At 59.5% G+C, this 15481-nt stretch carries 17 protein-coding genes and 1 pseudogene; 3 read left to right on the forward strand and 15 right to left on the reverse strand.

Going from position 1 to position 15481, the window contains the following annotated elements; genetic code table 11:
* Positions 1–168 (forward strand): annotated as a pseudogene (locus ACP7DE_RS15085) (ISAs1 family transposase); the annotation flags it as partial.
* Between the two features lie 353 nt (positions 169–521).
* On the opposite strand, the gene ACP7DE_RS15090 reads toward ACP7DE_RS15085, so the two are convergent.
* Both ACP7DE_RS15090 and ACP7DE_RS15095 read right to left on the reverse strand, forming a co-directional pair.
* Positions 522–818 (reverse strand): RnfH family protein, encoded by a 297-nt coding sequence (locus tag ACP7DE_RS15090; RefSeq protein WP_426072861.1) that lies wholly within the window; start codon positions 816–818, stop codon positions 522–524.
* Positions 811–1242 carry a type II toxin-antitoxin system RatA family toxin gene (locus ACP7DE_RS15095; protein ID WP_426072862.1) on the reverse strand — a complete coding sequence of 144 codons (432 nt, stop codon included), beginning with the start codon at positions 1240–1242 and terminating at the stop codon, positions 811–813. The genes ACP7DE_RS15090 and ACP7DE_RS15095 overlap by 8 nt, the downstream gene beginning before the upstream one ends.
* A gap of 92 nt (positions 1243–1334) precedes the next feature.
* Here ACP7DE_RS15095 and smpB point away from each other — a divergent pair, with 92 nt between their 5' ends.
* Positions 1335–1784 (forward strand): SsrA-binding protein SmpB, encoded by a 450-nt coding sequence (gene smpB, locus ACP7DE_RS15100; protein WP_034752217.1) that lies wholly within the window; start codon positions 1335–1337, stop codon positions 1782–1784.
* 300 nt (positions 1785–2084) lie between these two features.
* On the opposite strand, the gene ACP7DE_RS15105 is transcribed toward smpB, so the two are convergent.
* From ACP7DE_RS15105 to ppsA, 5 genes are all read right to left on the reverse strand, one after another.
* Positions 2085–2393, reverse strand: a complete 309-nt coding sequence (locus ACP7DE_RS15105; RefSeq protein WP_010397665.1) for an H-NS family nucleoid-associated regulatory protein — start codon at positions 2391–2393, stop codon at positions 2085–2087.
* A gap of 607 nt (positions 2394–3000) precedes the next feature.
* A complete protein-coding gene (locus ACP7DE_RS15110) occupies positions 3001–3945 on the reverse strand; it encodes an SPFH domain-containing protein (RefSeq protein WP_426072863.1) in 945 nt (314 codons plus the stop codon).
* A 15-nt stretch (positions 3946–3960) separates the two neighbouring features.
* Complete coding sequence (locus tag ACP7DE_RS15115) at positions 3961–4377, reverse strand: NfeD family protein (protein WP_426072864.1); 417 nt, start codon at positions 4375–4377, stop codon at positions 3961–3963.
* 179 nt (positions 4378–4556) lie between these two features.
* A complete protein-coding gene (locus ACP7DE_RS15120) occupies positions 4557–5054 on the reverse strand; it encodes a Dps family protein (protein WP_426072865.1) in 498 nt (165 codons plus the stop codon).
* Positions 5055–5200: 146 nt separating this feature from the next.
* Entirely contained in the window at positions 5201–7633 is a 2433-nt protein-coding gene (gene ppsA, locus ACP7DE_RS15125) for a phosphoenolpyruvate synthase (protein ID WP_426072866.1), read from the reverse strand.
* A 152-nt stretch (positions 7634–7785) separates the two neighbouring features.
* On the opposite strand from ppsA, the gene ppsR reads away from it, so the two are divergent.
* Positions 7786–8634, forward strand: a complete 849-nt coding sequence (ppsR, locus tag ACP7DE_RS15130; RefSeq protein WP_034784135.1) for a posphoenolpyruvate synthetase regulatory kinase/phosphorylase PpsR — start codon at positions 7786–7788, stop codon at positions 8632–8634.
* A gap of 49 nt (positions 8635–8683) precedes the next feature.
* On the opposite strand, the gene ACP7DE_RS15135 is transcribed toward ppsR, so the two are convergent.
* The 8 genes from ACP7DE_RS15135 to ACP7DE_RS15170 are packed head-to-tail and all read right to left on the reverse strand — an operon-like array spanning position 8684 to position 15435.
* Positions 8684–9898, reverse strand: a complete 1215-nt coding sequence (locus ACP7DE_RS15135; protein ID WP_426072867.1) for an aminotransferase class V-fold PLP-dependent enzyme — start codon at positions 9896–9898, stop codon at positions 8684–8686.
* Positions 9899–9920: 22 nt separating this feature from the next.
* On the reverse strand, positions 9921–10706 hold the full coding sequence (locus ACP7DE_RS15140) for a TrmH family RNA methyltransferase (protein WP_426072868.1): 786 nt from the start codon (positions 10704–10706) through the stop codon (positions 9921–9923).
* On the reverse strand, positions 10703–11341 hold the full coding sequence (gene rnhB, locus ACP7DE_RS15145) for a ribonuclease HII (protein ID WP_426072869.1): 639 nt from the start codon (positions 11339–11341) through the stop codon (positions 10703–10705). Before rnhB ends, ACP7DE_RS15140 begins: the two co-directional genes overlap by 4 nt.
* Positions 11342–11385: 44 nt before the next feature.
* The gene (gene lpxB / locus ACP7DE_RS15150; protein WP_426072870.1) at positions 11386–12570 is read right to left on the reverse strand and encodes a lipid-A-disaccharide synthase; all 1185 of its coding nucleotides are present in this window, start codon (positions 12568–12570) and stop codon (positions 11386–11388) included.
* Complete coding sequence (gene lpxA, locus ACP7DE_RS15155; protein WP_426072871.1) at positions 12554–13345, reverse strand: acyl-ACP--UDP-N-acetylglucosamine O-acyltransferase; 792 nt, start codon at positions 13343–13345, stop codon at positions 12554–12556. Before lpxA ends, lpxB begins: the two co-directional genes overlap by 17 nt.
* A complete protein-coding gene (fabZ, locus tag ACP7DE_RS15160; protein ID WP_035818168.1) occupies positions 13345–13839 on the reverse strand; it encodes a 3-hydroxyacyl-ACP dehydratase FabZ in 495 nt (164 codons plus the stop codon). The genes lpxA and fabZ overlap by 1 nt, the downstream gene beginning before the upstream one ends.
* Complete coding sequence (gene lpxD / locus ACP7DE_RS15165; protein WP_426072872.1) at positions 13836–14891, reverse strand: UDP-3-O-(3-hydroxymyristoyl)glucosamine N-acyltransferase; 1056 nt, start codon at positions 14889–14891, stop codon at positions 13836–13838. Before lpxD ends, fabZ begins: the two co-directional genes overlap by 4 nt.
* 25 nt (positions 14892–14916) lie before the next feature.
* Positions 14917–15435, reverse strand: a complete 519-nt coding sequence (locus ACP7DE_RS15170; protein WP_426072873.1) for an OmpH family outer membrane protein — start codon at positions 15433–15435, stop codon at positions 14917–14919.
* Positions 15436–15481 lie beyond the last annotated feature (46 nt).

The raw sequence follows: 15481 nt of genomic DNA on the forward strand, positions 1-15481 counted from the left end.
TGCCGCATCCGGGTCGGTGAAGGAGCACAAAACTTTGCCATCTTGCGCCGAATCGCCCTGAACTTGCTGAAAAATGAAAAGTCGACCAAGGTCGGCATCGCTACCAAACGCTTAAAAGCGGGCTGGAGTGCCGACTATCTTGCCAAGGTCTTGGGCTTACCGACTTGATGCTTCATGCAATCGCCCTGCGACGGAGGCCAACGCGATGTACGTAGCGAAGCAAATGGGATATACCGATACGACCATGATGACGAGAACTTACGGCTGCTGGGTTGAGCAAGAAGGTGGTGTGTTACCAGATCAATACCGCACCATGACAGATGGGCTAAAGGCAGGGGTCGCTTAGCTTTTTCGCCCACGTTTCGCCCATGCAAATGGCAAAACGACTGGAACCCGCATGCATGCGTGTTTGTTGTGGCTAAAAGCAAAAGCGCCCTCCGTCCTTGCAGCATAGAAAAGATATTTGAAAATAGCAAAAGATCGCACTCGCCAGACAGCGGCCACGCCGGCGCCCTGCCCGCTCAACCCTTGACTGGCTTGCCGCCTGCGCGGCGCCGGCGCGCCTCCTTCGGGTCCGCCTGTAAGGGCCGGTACACTTCCACCCGGTCATGCTCGTGCAATACGGTATCGAGCGGCTTCTTCTTGCCATAGATGCCCACCATATTGATGCCCAGGTCGATGCCGGGGATTTCCTGCAGCAAGCCGCTCTGCGCCACCGCCTGCCCGATGGTGGTACCTGCAGGCACACGCAAGGAGCGCAGGAACGTACTATCCGGCAGCGCGTGGCAAACCTGCACCATGATGCCCGCTTCAGCCATACACCGTCTCCGCGCGCTTACAGAAAGAATCGACCATGCTGTTGGCGATCATGCCGAAGACGGGGCCGATGATCTGTTCAAGCACGCGGCTGGAAAACTCATAGTGCAAGTCCAGTTCGATCTTGCAGGCATCTTCACGCAGGGCCTTGAAGGTCCACACGCCGTCGAGGGTCTTGAAAGGACCGTCCACCAGCTTCATCTTGATGGAGGTGAAAGGCGCGTTCTCGTTGGACGTGGTGAAGCTTTGGCGCACGCCGTGGTAATGTATGCCCACGCTGGCGACAACCGTGTTCTCGCCTCGCTCGCGAACCTCGACCGCACCGCACCAGGGCAGGAATTTGGGATAATCCTCCACCGCCGCCACCAGCGCGAACATTTGTTCGGCGCTATAGCCGAGAAAAACTGATTTATGTACTACTGCCATTGAAGAACCATTTGCTATGATGTTGGATATAGTGATTTTATCGCGCTTGCGCGAGACAGTAGTTTAACCGACCCGCGCACATTTACCATCTCATGACCATAGCAGACAACAGAAAAGCCTTCCACGACTACTTCATCGAGGATCGCTACGAAGCGGGCATCGTGCTGGAAGGCTGGGAAGTCAAAGCCATCCGCGACGCTCGCGTTCAAATCAAGGAAGCCTACGTTGTCGTCCGCGGCGACGAACTCTTCCTGTTCGGCGCGCATATTAGCGCCCTGCCGACCGCCTCCACCCATATCCACCCGGAAGCCGTACGCACGCGCAAGCTGCTGCTGCACCGTACGGAAATGGATAAACTGATCGGCAAGGTGGAGCGCTCCGGCTATACGCTGGTGCCGCTCAACCTGCATTACAAGGGCGGCCGCGTGAAATGCGAAATCGGCTTGGCCAAGGGCAAGAAGCAGCATGACAAGCGAGCCGCAGAGCGCGACCGCGATGGCGCGCGCGAAGTCCAGGCGGCAATGAAGTCGCACCGTCGCTGATCTGGCACAGCGCGCAGCGTGCTGCGACCGTACCAACAACCCGGCTATATGCCGGGTTTTATTTTGCCAATTACCTGTGGCAAGCGGAAAAAGCCTGGCGCGGCGGGATGAAAACAGGGAAAGGAAGAGATACTGCGGGAACAAGACGAGTATTAGTGAAAATACCGTGGAGATAAGCGAATGAATCAGCTTTGCCTGTCTGGCCAAAGACGATAAATCAGGAAAGTTCCGGATGCTTGCATGCTGCCTTGTACTGCACCTGCACCACTCCACAGGACAAGCATCCGAATGAACGGTGTATTACACCTTCAACAGATCGCGCGACTTGCCCGAATCGGTCCACTCTTTGACCCATTTCGGTTGACGGCCACGGCCAGTCCATTGCTGCGTCGCATCGTCCGGATTGCGATAGCGCACTGCGACTGTGCCCGTTTTAGCGCGAATCCCTGTACCAACCAAGTCTTTTACGGAAACGCCGACGCTCTGGGCAATGGCCAGGATTTGCTCACGCGCTTTGGACAGATCATCCTGTTCGCGTTTCTTCATTTGCTTCTTGATGTCGTCCTGCAAGGTGCGCAGTTCGGACAGGGATAAGCTCGACAGATCCATGATATTTCCTTGTGTGAGTTGAAAAATATAACTGAACAGTTAAATTCTATCCAATTGTAACGCGACTGAGGTGATTTTTCTTAAGATTTGATTGTTTTTTACAATTCTTTTACCAAAAACCCTGCTTCCCTGGCTTTCAAGCACTACAAGCTTCCAATCACGGGGAGAGGGCATCGCGCACGGACTGTTTGCGCAAGCGCCACTGCTTTGTGCGGCTGCGATTCAATACAGCGCCATCGGCTGTATTTATTTTGCAGTACTTTCTGCTTTATTGCAATTTATAGTAATTATAAATTGCAATTCAAAATATACATGGAGCCAATACTATCGCCTATCGCGCATCGCCTGTAAACACTATCCTGGATCCTGCGCGGCAGATGTCACGCCAGTCAATGAAATAAGCACCACATGGCAGCACATATTCCCTAAAGTGCGCATAGCATAGCATGAAGAAAATATTTTCAACATAATTCATTCAGCCGCCGATACTCCAGCCCTGCCGCCGCCAGATAATCGGGGCAACGCAAATGCAAACTGCCCGCTATACAGCGGGCAGTATTGACGAAACCTTGCTACAGGCTTGCTATTCACCCAGCCAGTCAGGTAATCAGGGCATCGCTACGCTGCCTTTCGGCTTCTGCGATTTCACCACCTGCATCGCTGTGGCGATCAAACCACTCATATCGCCCAGATTGGCCGGCACAATAATCGAGTTATTCGTTTTCGCCAATTGCGCGAACGCGCCCACATATTGCTCGGCCACTTTCAGATTGACGGCATCCTCACCGCCTGGCTCGCGGATGGCGGCGCCCACCTGGCGCAGCGCTTCGGCACTGGCTTGCGCCAGCGCGACGATGGCCGTAGCCTGGCCTTCGGCGCGGTTGATCGAGGCCTGCTTCTCGCCTTCCGAACGGGCAATCGCCGCCTCCCGCTCGCCAGTGGCGATATTAATCTGCTCTTGCTTACGCCCTTCCGAGGCAGCAATCAGGGCGCGCTTCTCGCGCTCGGCCGTAATCTGCGCCTGCATCGCATGCAAAATTTCCTTCGGCGGCGTCAAATCCTTGATTTCATAACGCAATACCTTGACACCCCAATTCGCCGCCGATTCATCGATAGCATTTACGATGGCCGTATTAATATGGTCGCGTTCTTCAAATGTCTTGTCGAGTTCCATTTTGCCGATGACCGAACGCAAGGTCGTTTGCGCCAGTTGCGTAATGGCGGCAATATAATTCGACGAGCCATACGAAGCACGCATGGCATCGGTAATCTGGAAATACAGAATGCCATCGACCTGTAATTGCGTATTGTCACGCGTAATGCACACCTGCGGCGGCACGTCGAGTGGAATTTCCTTGAGCACGTGCTTGTAAGCAATGCGGTCAACGAAAGGCACAACGATATTCAGGCCAGGCCCCAATACCGCATGGAACTTGCCCAGGCGCTCCACCACCCAGGCATGCTGCTGCGGCACCACATTGACCGTCTTGAAGACAAATACCAGTGCCAGCAATAACAAGATCAGCGACATGCTTCCGATGCTTACTTCCATAATTTATTCTCCAGGTTATCCAACAATCAAACGGCTGCCACGTACGGCACGTATGGTGTAATGACCGGCCTGCGCATCGCTGCCGGGAATCAGCTCCACGTCCCACAAGGCGCCGCGATACATCACGCGCGCCGTGCCATCGACCCAATGCGCGACCGCCACGCTTTGACCGATATCCAGATTCACATTCGGATCCTGCGCCACATCGCGCCGCGCCGCCTTGCCAAAACGGCTGCGCCGCAATAACAGCGTGGCCGCCACGCCGACCATGGCGGCCGTCACAGCCTGCCAGCTGCCATTGCCGCCCGCCAGCGCCACCAGTCCTCCGGCACTGATACCGATGGCGATCATCAGCAGATAAAACGTGCCGGTAAACAGTTCCAGGATCAATACCGCGCCAGCTGCCACGAACCAGCCTACCCATTCAGCCATGATGCCTCCATTCTTGCGATTCCAAAAATAAAAAACCCCGCAGCCTATATAAGCGACGGGGTTTAATGCGCAGTACAGCCTGATATTCTTCTTACCAAACACCTATATACAAGCAGTCTAACGCAATTCCTGATGACGTCAATAGCCAGGGGGGCGAATTAGCGCCGCCGGCCCTGCATTTATTCTTCCAGCAGGCTGCGCAGCATCCACGCCGTCTTTTCATGCAAATCGAGACGCTGCGTGATCAGATCGGCCGTCGGCTGGTCATTGGCTTTTTCCAGCAGCGGGAACAAACGACGCGCCGTGCGCGCAGTCGCTTCCTGTGCCGACACCAGGTGACTGACCATGTCGAGCGCCGGCGGCACGCCGTCGATTTCCTTGATCGAGGCGAGCTTGACGAATTCCTTGTAGGTGCCCGGCGCCGGATAACCGAGGGCGCGAATGCGCTCGGCGATCAGGTCCAGCGCGCCCCACTGCTCCGTATATTGCGTCATGAACATCAGGTGCAGGGTGTTGAACATCGGACCCTTGACGTTCCAATGAAAATTATGGGTCATCAGGTACAAAGTGTAGCTGTCGGCCAGCAGGCCGGACAGGCCTTCCGCGATCTTCGCGCGATCCGCCTCGGAAATGCCGATGTCGATCTTTGCAACTTTGCTCGGTTTCTTGCTTGCCATGAGAACTCCCGTTTCAATGTATTGGTGGAATCATTTTAGCTGATCTGGCGCAAGCCCATCGAATATTGCCGTGCGCCGCATGGCAGGCGTAAAAAAACCCGCTGCCAGGTGAGCGGCAGCGGGTTTTCAGAGGGTAAGAAAGATGCTTACGCTTTCAGCGCAGCGAGCTTCTGCCAGGTGTCGATCACTGAGTCGGGATTCAGGGACATCGATTCGATGCCCTGCTCCATCAGCCAGACGGCGAAGTCGGGGTGATCCGAAGGACCCTGGCCGCAAATGCCGATGTACTTGCCGCGCGCCAGGCAAGCCTTGATGGCGAGCGACAGCAGGGCTTTCACGGCAGGATCGCGCTCGTCGAAGTCGGCGGCCAGCAATTCCATCCCGGAATCGCGGTCCAGGCCCAGGGTCAGCTGGGTCAGGTCGTTCGAACCGATCGAGAAACCGTCAAAATGGTCGAGGAACTGGTCGGCCAGGATGGCGTTCGATGGCACTTCGCACATCATGATGACGCGCAAGTCGTTTTCACCGCGCTTCAGCCCATTTTTCGCCAGCAGGTCGATGACTTTCTCAGCCTGACCCAAGGTGCGCACGAATGGCACCATGATTTCCACGTTCGTCAGGCCCATGTCGTTGCGTACGCGCTTCATCGCTTCGCATTCCATGTTGAACGCTTCGGAGAAGTCGGCCGACAGGTAGCGCGCCGCGCCGCGGAAGCCCAGCATCGGGTTTTCCTCGTCCGGCTCGTAGCGCGAACCGCCGATCAGCTTCTTGTACTCGTTCGACTTGAAGTCGGACAGGCGCACAATGACTTTTTTCGGCCAGAATGCGGCGGCGATGGTGGCGATGCCTTCAGCCAGCTTGTCGATATAAAACGCTTTCGGCGAAGCATGGCCACGCGCCACCGATTCCACGGCTTTTTTCAGGTCGGCATCGATGTTCGGGTATTCCAGGATCGCGCGCGGGTGCACACCAATATTGTTATTGATGATGAATTCCAGGCGCGCCAGGCCCACGCCGGCATTCGGCACTGACTGGAAGTCGAACGCCAGTTGCGGGTTGCCCACGTTAAGCATGATCTTGGTGTCGAGCTTCGGCAATTCGCCGCGCGACACCTCCGATACTTCCGTTTCCAGCAAGCCGTCGTAGATCTTGCCTTCGTCGCCTTCCGAGCACACCACGGTCACAAAGGTGCCGTCTTTCAGCACGTCGGTGGCATTGCCGCAGCCGACGACGGCTGGAACGCCCAGTTCACGCGCAATAATTGCAGCGTGGCAAGTACGGCCGCCACGGTTGGTGACGATGGCCGCAGCGCGCTTCATGACCGGTTCCCAGTTCGGGTCCGTCATGTCGGCCACGAGCACGTCGCCTGGCTGCACGCGCTCCATGTCGGCCGGGTCGTGGATCACGCGCACAGGGCCGGCGCCGATCTTCTGGCCGATGGCGCGGCCGGACGTCAACACGGTGCCCGTGCTTTTCAGCTTGAAGCGTTCCTGCACGTCGGTCGCCTTTTGCTGCGACTTGACGGTTTCAGGACGCGCCTGCAAGATGTACAGCTTGCCGTCGCGGCCATCCTTGCCCCACTCGATGTCCATGGGACGGCCGTAGTGGTTCTCGATGATGACGGCGTATTTGGCCAGCTCCACCACTTCGCTGTCGTTCAGCGAGTAGCGGTTGCGCATTTCGACCGGCACGTCGACGGTTTTCACAGAACGGCCAGCTTTCGCTTCGTTCGTAAATTCCATCTTCAGCAGTTTTGAGCCGATATTGCGGCGGATCACAGGCGACTTGCCTTTTTCCAGCATCGGCTTGTGCACATAGAATTCGTCGGGATTGACGGCGCCCTGCACCACGGTTTCGCCCAGGCCATAGCTGGAGGTGACGAACACCACATCCTTGAAGCCCGACTCGGTATCGATGGTAAACATCACGCCGGCCGCGCCCAGGTCGGAACGCACCATGCGTTGCACGCCGGCCGACAAGGCCACTTCAGCGTGCGTAAAACCCTTGTGCACGCGATACGAGATGGCGCGGTCGTTGTACAGCGACGCAAACACCTGTTTCATGGCGTCGAGCACGTTGTCAATGCCAACCACGTTCAGGAAGGTTTCTTGCTGACCAGCAAAAGACGCGTCCGGCAAGTCTTCCGCCGTGGCCGAAGAGCGCACGGCAAACGACATTTCGGTCTCGGAATCGGCCACCAACTTGGCGTAGAACTGGTCGATTTCAGCGGCCAGGCGTGGCTGGAATGGCGTTTCCACGATCCACTGACGGATCTCGGCACCGGCTTGCGCCAGCGCGCGCACGTCATCGATGTTCAGCCCTACGAGGCGCTGGGCGATGCGTTCGGCCAGCGGCAAGCCGCCATTGGCGCTATACGACAGGAAATCGCGGAAGGCCTGCGCCGTGGTGGCAAAGCCACCGGGCACGCGCACGCCGGCTTCCGCCAGCTGGCTGATCATTTCGCCCAGGGAGGCGTTCTTGCCGCCGACGGATTCGACATCCGTCATGCGCAAATGCTCGAACGAGGCAACATACACCGCGTCCTTGTCTTCCTGCTGTTGCGATACTGCGTTGGTCATAATGACACCCTTACTGATGATAGAAATCTTTACGCGAGGCGCACAGACAGTCTTCTTGTTATTCTTGGCGTCGTGCAGCACAATCATACCGTTGCAACCATTTTACCTTGTGCGGCGCAAATTGACGACGCACAATCTTGATCCGAAAACCCATGACACAAGATCCACGCCCCCCTCTGCCCTCCGCGGCCCGCACCGTCTTCTTTGTTTCCGACGGCACCGGCATCACCGCCGAGACCTTCGGCCACTCGGTGCTGACGCAGTTCGATCTGCGTTTCCGCCAGATCCGCCTGCCCTTCATCGATACCATGGACAAGGCCTACGAGGCGGCGCGCAAGATCAACGAAGCCTTCGCCACCGATGGCCAGCGGCCGATCATTTTCTCCACCCTGGTGAAGAACGATCTGTCGGCCGTAATTCGCAAGTCCAGCGGCATGCACATGGACCTGATTCAGACCTTTGTCGCCCCGCTGGAGCAGGAACTGGGCGTGATGTCGACCCACACCATCGGTCGCTCGCACAATATCGTCGACAGCGAGGAGTATAAGAACCGCATCGAGGCGATCAACTATTCGCTGGCGCACGACGATGGCCAGTCGCACAAGAACCTGTCCTCGGCCGATGTCATTCTGGTGGGTGTTTCGCGCTCTGGCAAGACCCCGACCAGCCTGTATCTGGCCATGCAATACGGTATCAAGGCGGCCAACTATCCGCTGATTCCCGACGATTTCGAACGAGACAAGCTGCCGTCCGCCCTGCTGGAATTTAAGAATAAAATTTTCGGATTAAGCATTACGCCCGAACGTTTGTCGGAAATACGCAACGAAAGACGCGCTGGAAGCAAGTATGCGGCCATCGAAAATTGCCGTTACGAGGTCAACGAGGCGGAAAAAATGATGAAACGCGAGGGTATCCGCTGGCTCTCCTCAACCACCAAATCGATCGAGGAGATTTCCACGACGATCTTGCAAGAGATTAAGCCGAACCGCCGCGAATACTAGACTAGAACACCTGACTAAACCTGCTGCGCGTCCGCTCGCTACGGTTTTGTCAGGCGTTCGTTTCTCTCGAAAGTTCCGTCAACGCGGCCACCAACCGGTCCAATTCAGCGGTGGTGGTAGTGACTGCCACCGTCGCGCGCACGATGTCGGTGTCGCCGATATTGCGCTGCACGGTAAAGACCTCGAAGCGCTGCAGCAAGGCCTGTTGCAGCTGGCGCGCGCTCATGCCGTCGACGGCAAAGGCCACCAGCGCCGTGCCGTGCACCGCGTCCTGCGGCGACAGCAAGCGTACGCCGGGCAATTGCGCGACGCGGCTGACCCAGTAATTGCGCAGCCAGGCCAGGCGTGCGGTCTTGGCCGGCGTGCCGCCCAGGCGCTCATGAAAGTCCAACGCGGCAGGCGCGGCAAGGATGGCGCTGATCGGCGGCATGCCCATGTGCAGGCGACTGCGGATATCGTCCAGTGGATAATCGTCGTCTCCGAAATGCGGCTCGATCTTGTGCAGCTGCGCAGCGCGGATATACACAAAGCCCAGTCCGGGCGGAGCACCCAGCCATTTATGTAAATTAAAACCGGCAAAATCGACATCCATCGCCCGCACATCGACCGCCACCTGCCCCAGCGCATGGGCACTATCGAGCACGACGTCGATGCGGTGTTCGCGCGCCAGCGCAATCAACGCGCGCACCGGCAACTGCTGGCCATTGGCCGGCGTTACCTGCGACAGCAGCAGCAATTTCGGTTTGACGGCCTGGCGCATGGCCGCAGCATAGCGGGCGATGATCTCGTCGTCGCTGATCGGCAAGCGCAATGTGACTTGCGTACTGGTGACGCCACGGCGCTGCGCCAGCCAGCGCATGGCCGTGCGCGTGGCCGGATAATCGAGATTGCTCCACAGCACGGTATCACCGGGCGCCAGGCCGTGATACTGCGTGATCAGCACTTGCATGGACTCGGTGCCGCTGCGCGTGAGCAGGATCTCGTGCGGCTCCGCATGGATCAGCGCGGCCAGGCGCTGGCGTAAAAGATCGACGCGCATGTGCGTGAATTCGCCGCGCACAAAAGGACTCAATTGCGCATTGACATAGCGCACCGCCTGCTCGAAGGCCGCTTGCACGGGCGCCGCCATGGCGCCGAAATAGCCATGTTCGAGATTGACGATGGCGTCCGGCGGCGCGGGATAAAAGGCGGCGGCCTGACGCCACCATGCCTCGTCACGTGCGGCGCCGCCGGCGAGCAAAGGCAGAACTGGATGATCAGGCATGGCGGGCATTGGTTGGAAAGTGTCAGGACTGGCCCTGGCGCAGCTGCTCGAAGAAGCAGACGGCGGCGCAGGCGGCCACGTTCAGCGATTCGATCTGTCCCAGGTGGGGAATGACCACCTGGTGCGTCGCCATCGACAGCAGGTCGCCGGCCACGCCCTGCCCTTCATGGCCAAACAGCCAGGCGACCGGCTGACGCAGGTCGACATCGTACAATCGCTGGGTGGCGTAGCCGCTGGTGGCGAGAGTGGCCACCTTGGCGCCGGCAACGAGCGCGGCCAGGTCGACGTTCTCAAAGATGTCGAGCACGAAGTGCGCGCCCATGGCCGCGCGCAGCACTTTCGGCGACCAGCAGAAGGCCGTGCCGGCGCTGCAGTACACCTGCGTAATGCCGGCAGCGGCGGCGCTGCGCAGGATCGAGCCCACGTTGCCCGGGTCTTGCAGATTATCGAGCAGCACGGCCGACACGCTCAGCGGTGCCGTGACGACCCGTTCCGGCGTCTCGACGAGGAACATCACGCCCACGCCATGCTCGACCTGGCTCACCGCATGGTACAGCGCGTCGGGCAAGCCCAGTACGTGCGCGCGCTGGCTTTCCAGCTGGCCGACGATGTCCGCCACTTCCCCGTTCTGCAAGGCGCTTTCGCTGACGATGCACTGCTCCGGCATGCCGCGCAGCTGCAGGTACGACTGGCACAGGTGCACGCCATCGAGCAAGGTACGGCCCGACTTGCGGCGCGCCTGCGAACTGCCCGCCAGCTTCAGCAAATCCTTGTATTGCGCATTCTCGCGCGAGGTAATCGTCTTCATGCCACCACCTCCTGCGCGCCGAACAGCGCAATCACATTGCGCACGGGGGCGAACGAACGGCGGTGCACGGGCGAGGCGCCGTGCAGATGCAGTCGCTCCAGGTGCAGCTTGGTGCCGTAACCCTTGTGCTGGTCGAAGCAGTACTCGGGATAGGCCGCATGCAAGTGCACCAGGGCCGCGTCGCGCGCCGTCTTGGCCAGGATCGAGGCGGCGGAAATCGAATCGACCTTGTCGTCACCGCCGATGATGGCCATGCCGCGTATCGGCATCACGGGGCAGCGGTTGCCGTCGATCAGGGCCAGAGTCGGCACGGTAGCCAACGCCTCAACGGCGCGGCGCATGGCCAGCATCGACGCCTGCAAAATATTCAGGCTGTCGATCTCCTCTTCCGACGCTTCGGCGATGGCCCAGGCCAGCGCCTTGGCCTTGATCTGCGGCGCCAGCAGATCGCGCTTGGCCTCGGTGAGTTTTTTCGAGTCGCGCAAGCCGTCGATCGGCTGCTGCGGGTCGAGGATCACGGCGGCGGCGAACACGGGGCCGGCCAGCGGACCGCGCCCTGCCTCGTCGACGCCACAGATGATTTCATCGAGCGAGAATGGCAAGTCGTCAAACAGGCCGGGATAGATATTTTTCACGTTGAATCTTTGGTTGGTAATGCGGTTGAAGCGGTGATCGGGATTTACTTGCGGTTGACGGCGATGACTTGCATGACGGCGTTGGCGCTCTCGCGCGCGCTGTCGCGCAGCAGGCTGTGGTGCATATCCGCAAAGCGCTGCACCAGGCGCAGACGGCCCGGCACGTCGCTCAGCTGCTGCCACATGGCCTCGGCCAAGGCCTCGGGGCTGGCCGCGTTTTGCAGCAACTCGGGCACCAGGTAGTCGCGCGCCAGGATGTTTGGTAAACCAATCCACGGCTGATAGCCCATGTGGCGCATGATTTCCCACGACGCGCGCATCATCTTGTAGGCGATGACCATGGGCTTCTTGTACAGCGCCACTTCCAGCGACGCCGTGCCCGACGCCACCAGCACCGCATCGGCGGCGCAGATGGCCGTGTGCGAACCACCATCGGTGAGCAAAATCTCGACGTCCTGCAAGCCAGCTTCCGCAATCAGCTGCAGGAAATACTGGCGCTGCTTTTCGCCGGCCATGGGCGCGACGAAACGCAAGGAGCGGTCGCGCGCCAGCAGCAGCTTGCAGGCGGCCACGAACGCTACCGTATTGTATTTGAGTTCGCCCATGCGGCTACCCGGCATCAGGGTCACGACATTCGCGTCTTCCGGCAAGCCCAGGGCGCGGCGCGCGGCCGCTTCGTCGGGCTGCAGGGGAATCATTTCGGCCAGCGGATGGCCGACATAGGTGACGGGCACGCCCGCCTTGCGGTAGATCTCTTCCTCGAACGGGAAGATCACCAGCATGTGCGAGACGGCCTTGATGATTTTCTTGATGCGCCCACCGCGCCAGGCCCAGATCTGCGGCCCGATGTAATGCACGGTGGGGATGCCGCCTTCCTTCAACTGCTGCTCCAGTCCCAGATTGAAGCCGGGATAATCGGCGCCGATGAAGACGGCGGGACGCTCGGCCAGCAACTGGTCGCGCAGCGCGTTCTGGATGCCCTTGATTTCACGGTAGCGGGGAATGATCTCGAACAGGCCGCGCACGGTCAGCTTGTCGAGCGGCCAGTCGGAGACGAAACCCTGTTTGGCCATGTGCTCACCGCCGATGCCGTGGAAGCGCGCACCGGGCAGCTGCGGCACCAGGCCGGACAGCAGCCGGCTGGCCAGCAGGTCGCCCGACACCTCGCCGGCGACGATGGCGACATTGGCGACAGCGAGGCCGCCGGCCTGGTCAGCGGACGATGCCACGCGACGCCACGCCCAAAAATTCGCGCATGGCGCGAATGTGTTCCGCTACTTCCGGCGACGCCGCCGCTTCTTCTTCGAACAGGGCTGCCTTGGATTCTTCCAGGGTCAGTCCGGAGCGATAGATGAGTTTGTACGCGGTGCGGATGCCGTTGATCTGCTCGCGCGTAAAGCCGCGGCGTTTCAAGCCTTCGATATTGACGCCATGCGCCTGCGCCGGATTGCCGTTCAACAGGACAAACGGTGGCACGTCCTGCGTCAGGCTGGTGCTCATACCGACAAAGGCGTGCGCGCCGATCTTGCAGAACTGATGCACATTGGCGAAGCCGCTCATGATGACCCAGTCGCCGATTTCCACGTGGCCCGCCAGTTGGGCGTTGTTCGAAAAGATGGTGTTGTTGCCCACCAGGCAGTCGTGCGCCAGATGCACATACGCCGAGATCCAGTTGTCATTGCCCAGGCGCGTCACGCCGCCACCCTGCACGGTTCCCGTGTTGAAGGTGCAGAATTCGCGGATGGTGTTGCGCTCACCGATTTCCAGGCGCGTCGCTTCCCCCGCCCATTTTTTATCCTGCGGCTGCGCGCCGATGGAAGAAAACTGGAACAGGTGGTTGTCGCTGCCGATCGTCGTGTGGCCGTCGATGACCACGTGCGGGCCAACTTTGGTGCCAGCACCGATGCGCACGTGCGGACCGATGATGGTGTACGGACCCACCTCGACCGAGCTGTCGAGCTCAGCCTTCGGATCGATCACTGCCGTGGAGTGGATGGCCGCCATCACTGCCCCGCTGGCTGGCTCGCAGACTGGCTCGCATCCTGCGCGCTACGGATGGTACACATCAGTTCCGCTTCCAGCGCGACCTTGCCGTCAACCGTCCCGACAGCCTTGTATTTCCAGATGCCGCGCGAGACGCGCAGGATTTCCACGTCCATTTTCAGCTGGTCGCCCGGTTCAACAGGACGCTTGAAGCGCGCATTGTCGATGCCGACAAAGTACACCACCGAATTTTCGTCCGGTTTCACGCCCATCGACAGGAACGACAGCAGGGCCGCCGTTTGCGCCAGCGCTTCGATCATCAGCACGCCGGGCATGACCGGCTTGTGCGGGAAATGGCCCTGGAAGAACTCTTCATTGACCGTCACGTTCTTGATGGCGGTGATGGTTTTATTCGCTTCCCAGTCCAGCACGCGGTCAACCAGCAGCAGCGGGTAACGGTGCGGCAGCAGCGATTTGATGGCCAGGATGTCGAGGGTCTTTTTTTCAGTAGTCATTTTTCGTCTTGCGTGGTCAGTGTTTTAATTGTTTTTTCAAGCGCGCGGATCTTCTCGCGCATGCTTGACAGGTTGCGCACGATGGCGGCGCTCTTTTCCCAGTCGGCATTCTTGGCCAGCGGATAAAAACCCGTGTACTGGCCAGGTTCCGCGATCGAGCGCGAGACCATGCTGCCCGAGCCCACGTGGACGCGGTCGGCAATGGTCAGGTGGCCCAGCACCATGGCAGCGCCGCCAAAGGTGCAGTACTTGCCGATGATGGCGCTGCCGGCCACGCCGACGCAGCCGGCCATGGCCGTGTGTGCGCCGATGTGGCAGTTATGGCCAATCTGGATCTGGTTATCGAGCTTGACGCCATCTTCGATGATGGTGTCAGCCAGTGCGCCACGGTCAATGGTGGTATTGGCACCGATATCGACATCGTCACCGATCACCACCCTGCCCGTCTGCGGAATCTTGATGTACACGCCACCTTCGTTGGCGAAGCCGAAGCCATCGGTGCCGATCACGGCGCCTGAATGGATGATGCCGCGCTGGCCGATCACGCAGCGCGCATGGAAGGTCACGTTGGCGAGGAGCTGGGTGCCTGCGCCGATCCTGGCATCGCGCCCCACCACGCAGCCAGGGCCGATGACGCAGCCGGCGCCAATGACGGCGCCCGCTTCGATCACCGCATGCACGCCGACAGAGGCGCTGGCATCGACCTGCGCGCTGGCGTCGACAAAGGCACCCGGATGGATGCCGATTGGCGCCTTGATCTCATGCAAGGCGGCGAAATACTGCGCCGCGCGCGCAAAATAGACATAGGGATTCGGAGTGACGATGCGCGCACCGGCATACTCGGCACCGATCAGCGCATCGTCAGCCGGCGTAAGGATCAGCGCGGCAGCGCCGCTCTGCGCCGCCTGTGCGCGGAATTTGCTATTACTGAGAAAACTGATGTGCGAAGCGCCGGCATCGGCCAGCGGTGCGATCCCTGTGACTTCCAGGTTGGGCTCGCCCGCCAACTGTCCACCGAAGCGTTCGACCAAATCTCCTAGTCGAGTGCCCATCTTGATAACCCTTATTTTGTTACTGTTACTTGTCCAGTGCCTTCAAGACCTTGTCGGTAATGTCGATGCGCGGGCTGGCCCACAGGGCTTCCTGCAGCACGATGTCATATCCTTCGATATGCGCCATCTGCTGGATGATGGTGTTGGCTTTTTCGGCAATGGCGCTGCGCTCTTCGTTCGTGCGCTGGCTCAAGTCTTCGCGAAATTCGCGCTGGCGGCGTTGCAGCTCCTTGTCCAGCTCGAAAAACTCGCGCTGGCGCTTGGCGCGCTCAGCCTCGCTCAGGGTGGGCATGTCCTTTTCCAGGGCTTCGTTGGCCACCTTGAAGCGGCTGCCCAGTTCCTGAACGGCTTTTTCGCGCGAGCGAAACTCTTCGGCCAGCTTGGCGCTGGCCGCTTTGGCCAGCTTCGACTCGTTATAGATACGTTCGCTGCTGATCCAGGCGATCTTCGACTCCTGAGCCAGCGCCTGCACCGGCAACAGCGAACTCCAGCACAATGCGATCACGGCAAGGGACTTGGGCAGGGTAGCGGATGCGGTGTTCATGATACTCCATGGTCAAAAGGTAAAAGCTGTCGCCCCGGTTCAGATG

The sequence above is a fragment of the Janthinobacterium sp. DSP2-3-3 genome (genome assembly GCF_049897325.1).
Taxonomy (GTDB): Bacteria; Pseudomonadota; Gammaproteobacteria; order Burkholderiales; family Burkholderiaceae_D; genus Janthinobacterium.

What these genes read in the sequence shown, in the direction of transcription:
- fabZ (WP_035818168.1), bottom strand. Translation starts at nt 13,839, where the DNA reads ATGACTACTGAAAAAAAGACCCTCGACATCCTGGCCATCAAATCGCTG.
- ppsR (WP_034784135.1), top strand. Translation starts at nt 7,786, where the DNA reads ATGACACAAGATCCACGCCCCCCTCTGCCCTCCGCGGCCCGCACCGTC.
- ACP7DE_RS15135 (WP_426072867.1), bottom strand. Translation starts at nt 9,898, where the DNA reads ATGCCTGATCATCCAGTTCTGCCTTTGCTCGCCGGCGGCGCCGCACGT.
- ACP7DE_RS15095 (WP_426072862.1), bottom strand. Translation starts at nt 1,242, where the DNA reads ATGGCAGTAGTACATAAATCAGTTTTTCTCGGCTATAGCGCCGAACAA.
- ACP7DE_RS15090 (WP_426072861.1), bottom strand. Translation starts at nt 818, where the DNA reads ATGGCTGAAGCGGGCATCATGGTGCAGGTTTGCCACGCGCTGCCGGAT.
- lpxA (WP_426072871.1), bottom strand. Translation starts at nt 13,345, where the DNA reads ATGGCGGCCATCCACTCCACGGCAGTGATCGATCCGAAGGCTGAGCTC.
- ACP7DE_RS15140 (WP_426072868.1), bottom strand. Translation starts at nt 10,706, where the DNA reads ATGAAGACGATTACCTCGCGCGAGAATGCGCAATACAAGGATTTGCTG.
- ACP7DE_RS15110 (WP_426072863.1), bottom strand. Translation starts at nt 3,945, where the DNA reads ATGGAAGTAAGCATCGGAAGCATGTCGCTGATCTTGTTATTGCTGGCA.
- ACP7DE_RS15170 (WP_426072873.1), bottom strand. Translation starts at nt 15,435, where the DNA reads ATGAACACCGCATCCGCTACCCTGCCCAAGTCCCTTGCCGTGATCGCA.
- ppsA (WP_426072866.1), bottom strand. Translation starts at nt 7,633, where the DNA reads ATGACCAACGCAGTATCGCAACAGCAGGAAGACAAGGACGCGGTGTAT.
- lpxD (WP_426072872.1), bottom strand. Translation starts at nt 14,891, where the DNA reads ATGGGCACTCGACTAGGAGATTTGGTCGAACGCTTCGGTGGACAGTTG.
- ACP7DE_RS15120 (WP_426072865.1), bottom strand. Translation starts at nt 5,054, where the DNA reads ATGGCAAGCAAGAAACCGAGCAAAGTTGCAAAGATCGACATCGGCATT.
- ACP7DE_RS15105 (WP_010397665.1), bottom strand. Translation starts at nt 2,393, where the DNA reads ATGGATCTGTCGAGCTTATCCCTGTCCGAACTGCGCACCTTGCAGGAC.
- ACP7DE_RS15115 (WP_426072864.1), bottom strand. Translation starts at nt 4,377, where the DNA reads ATGGCTGAATGGGTAGGCTGGTTCGTGGCAGCTGGCGCGGTATTGATC.
- smpB (WP_034752217.1), top strand. Translation starts at nt 1,335, where the DNA reads ATGACCATAGCAGACAACAGAAAAGCCTTCCACGACTACTTCATCGAG.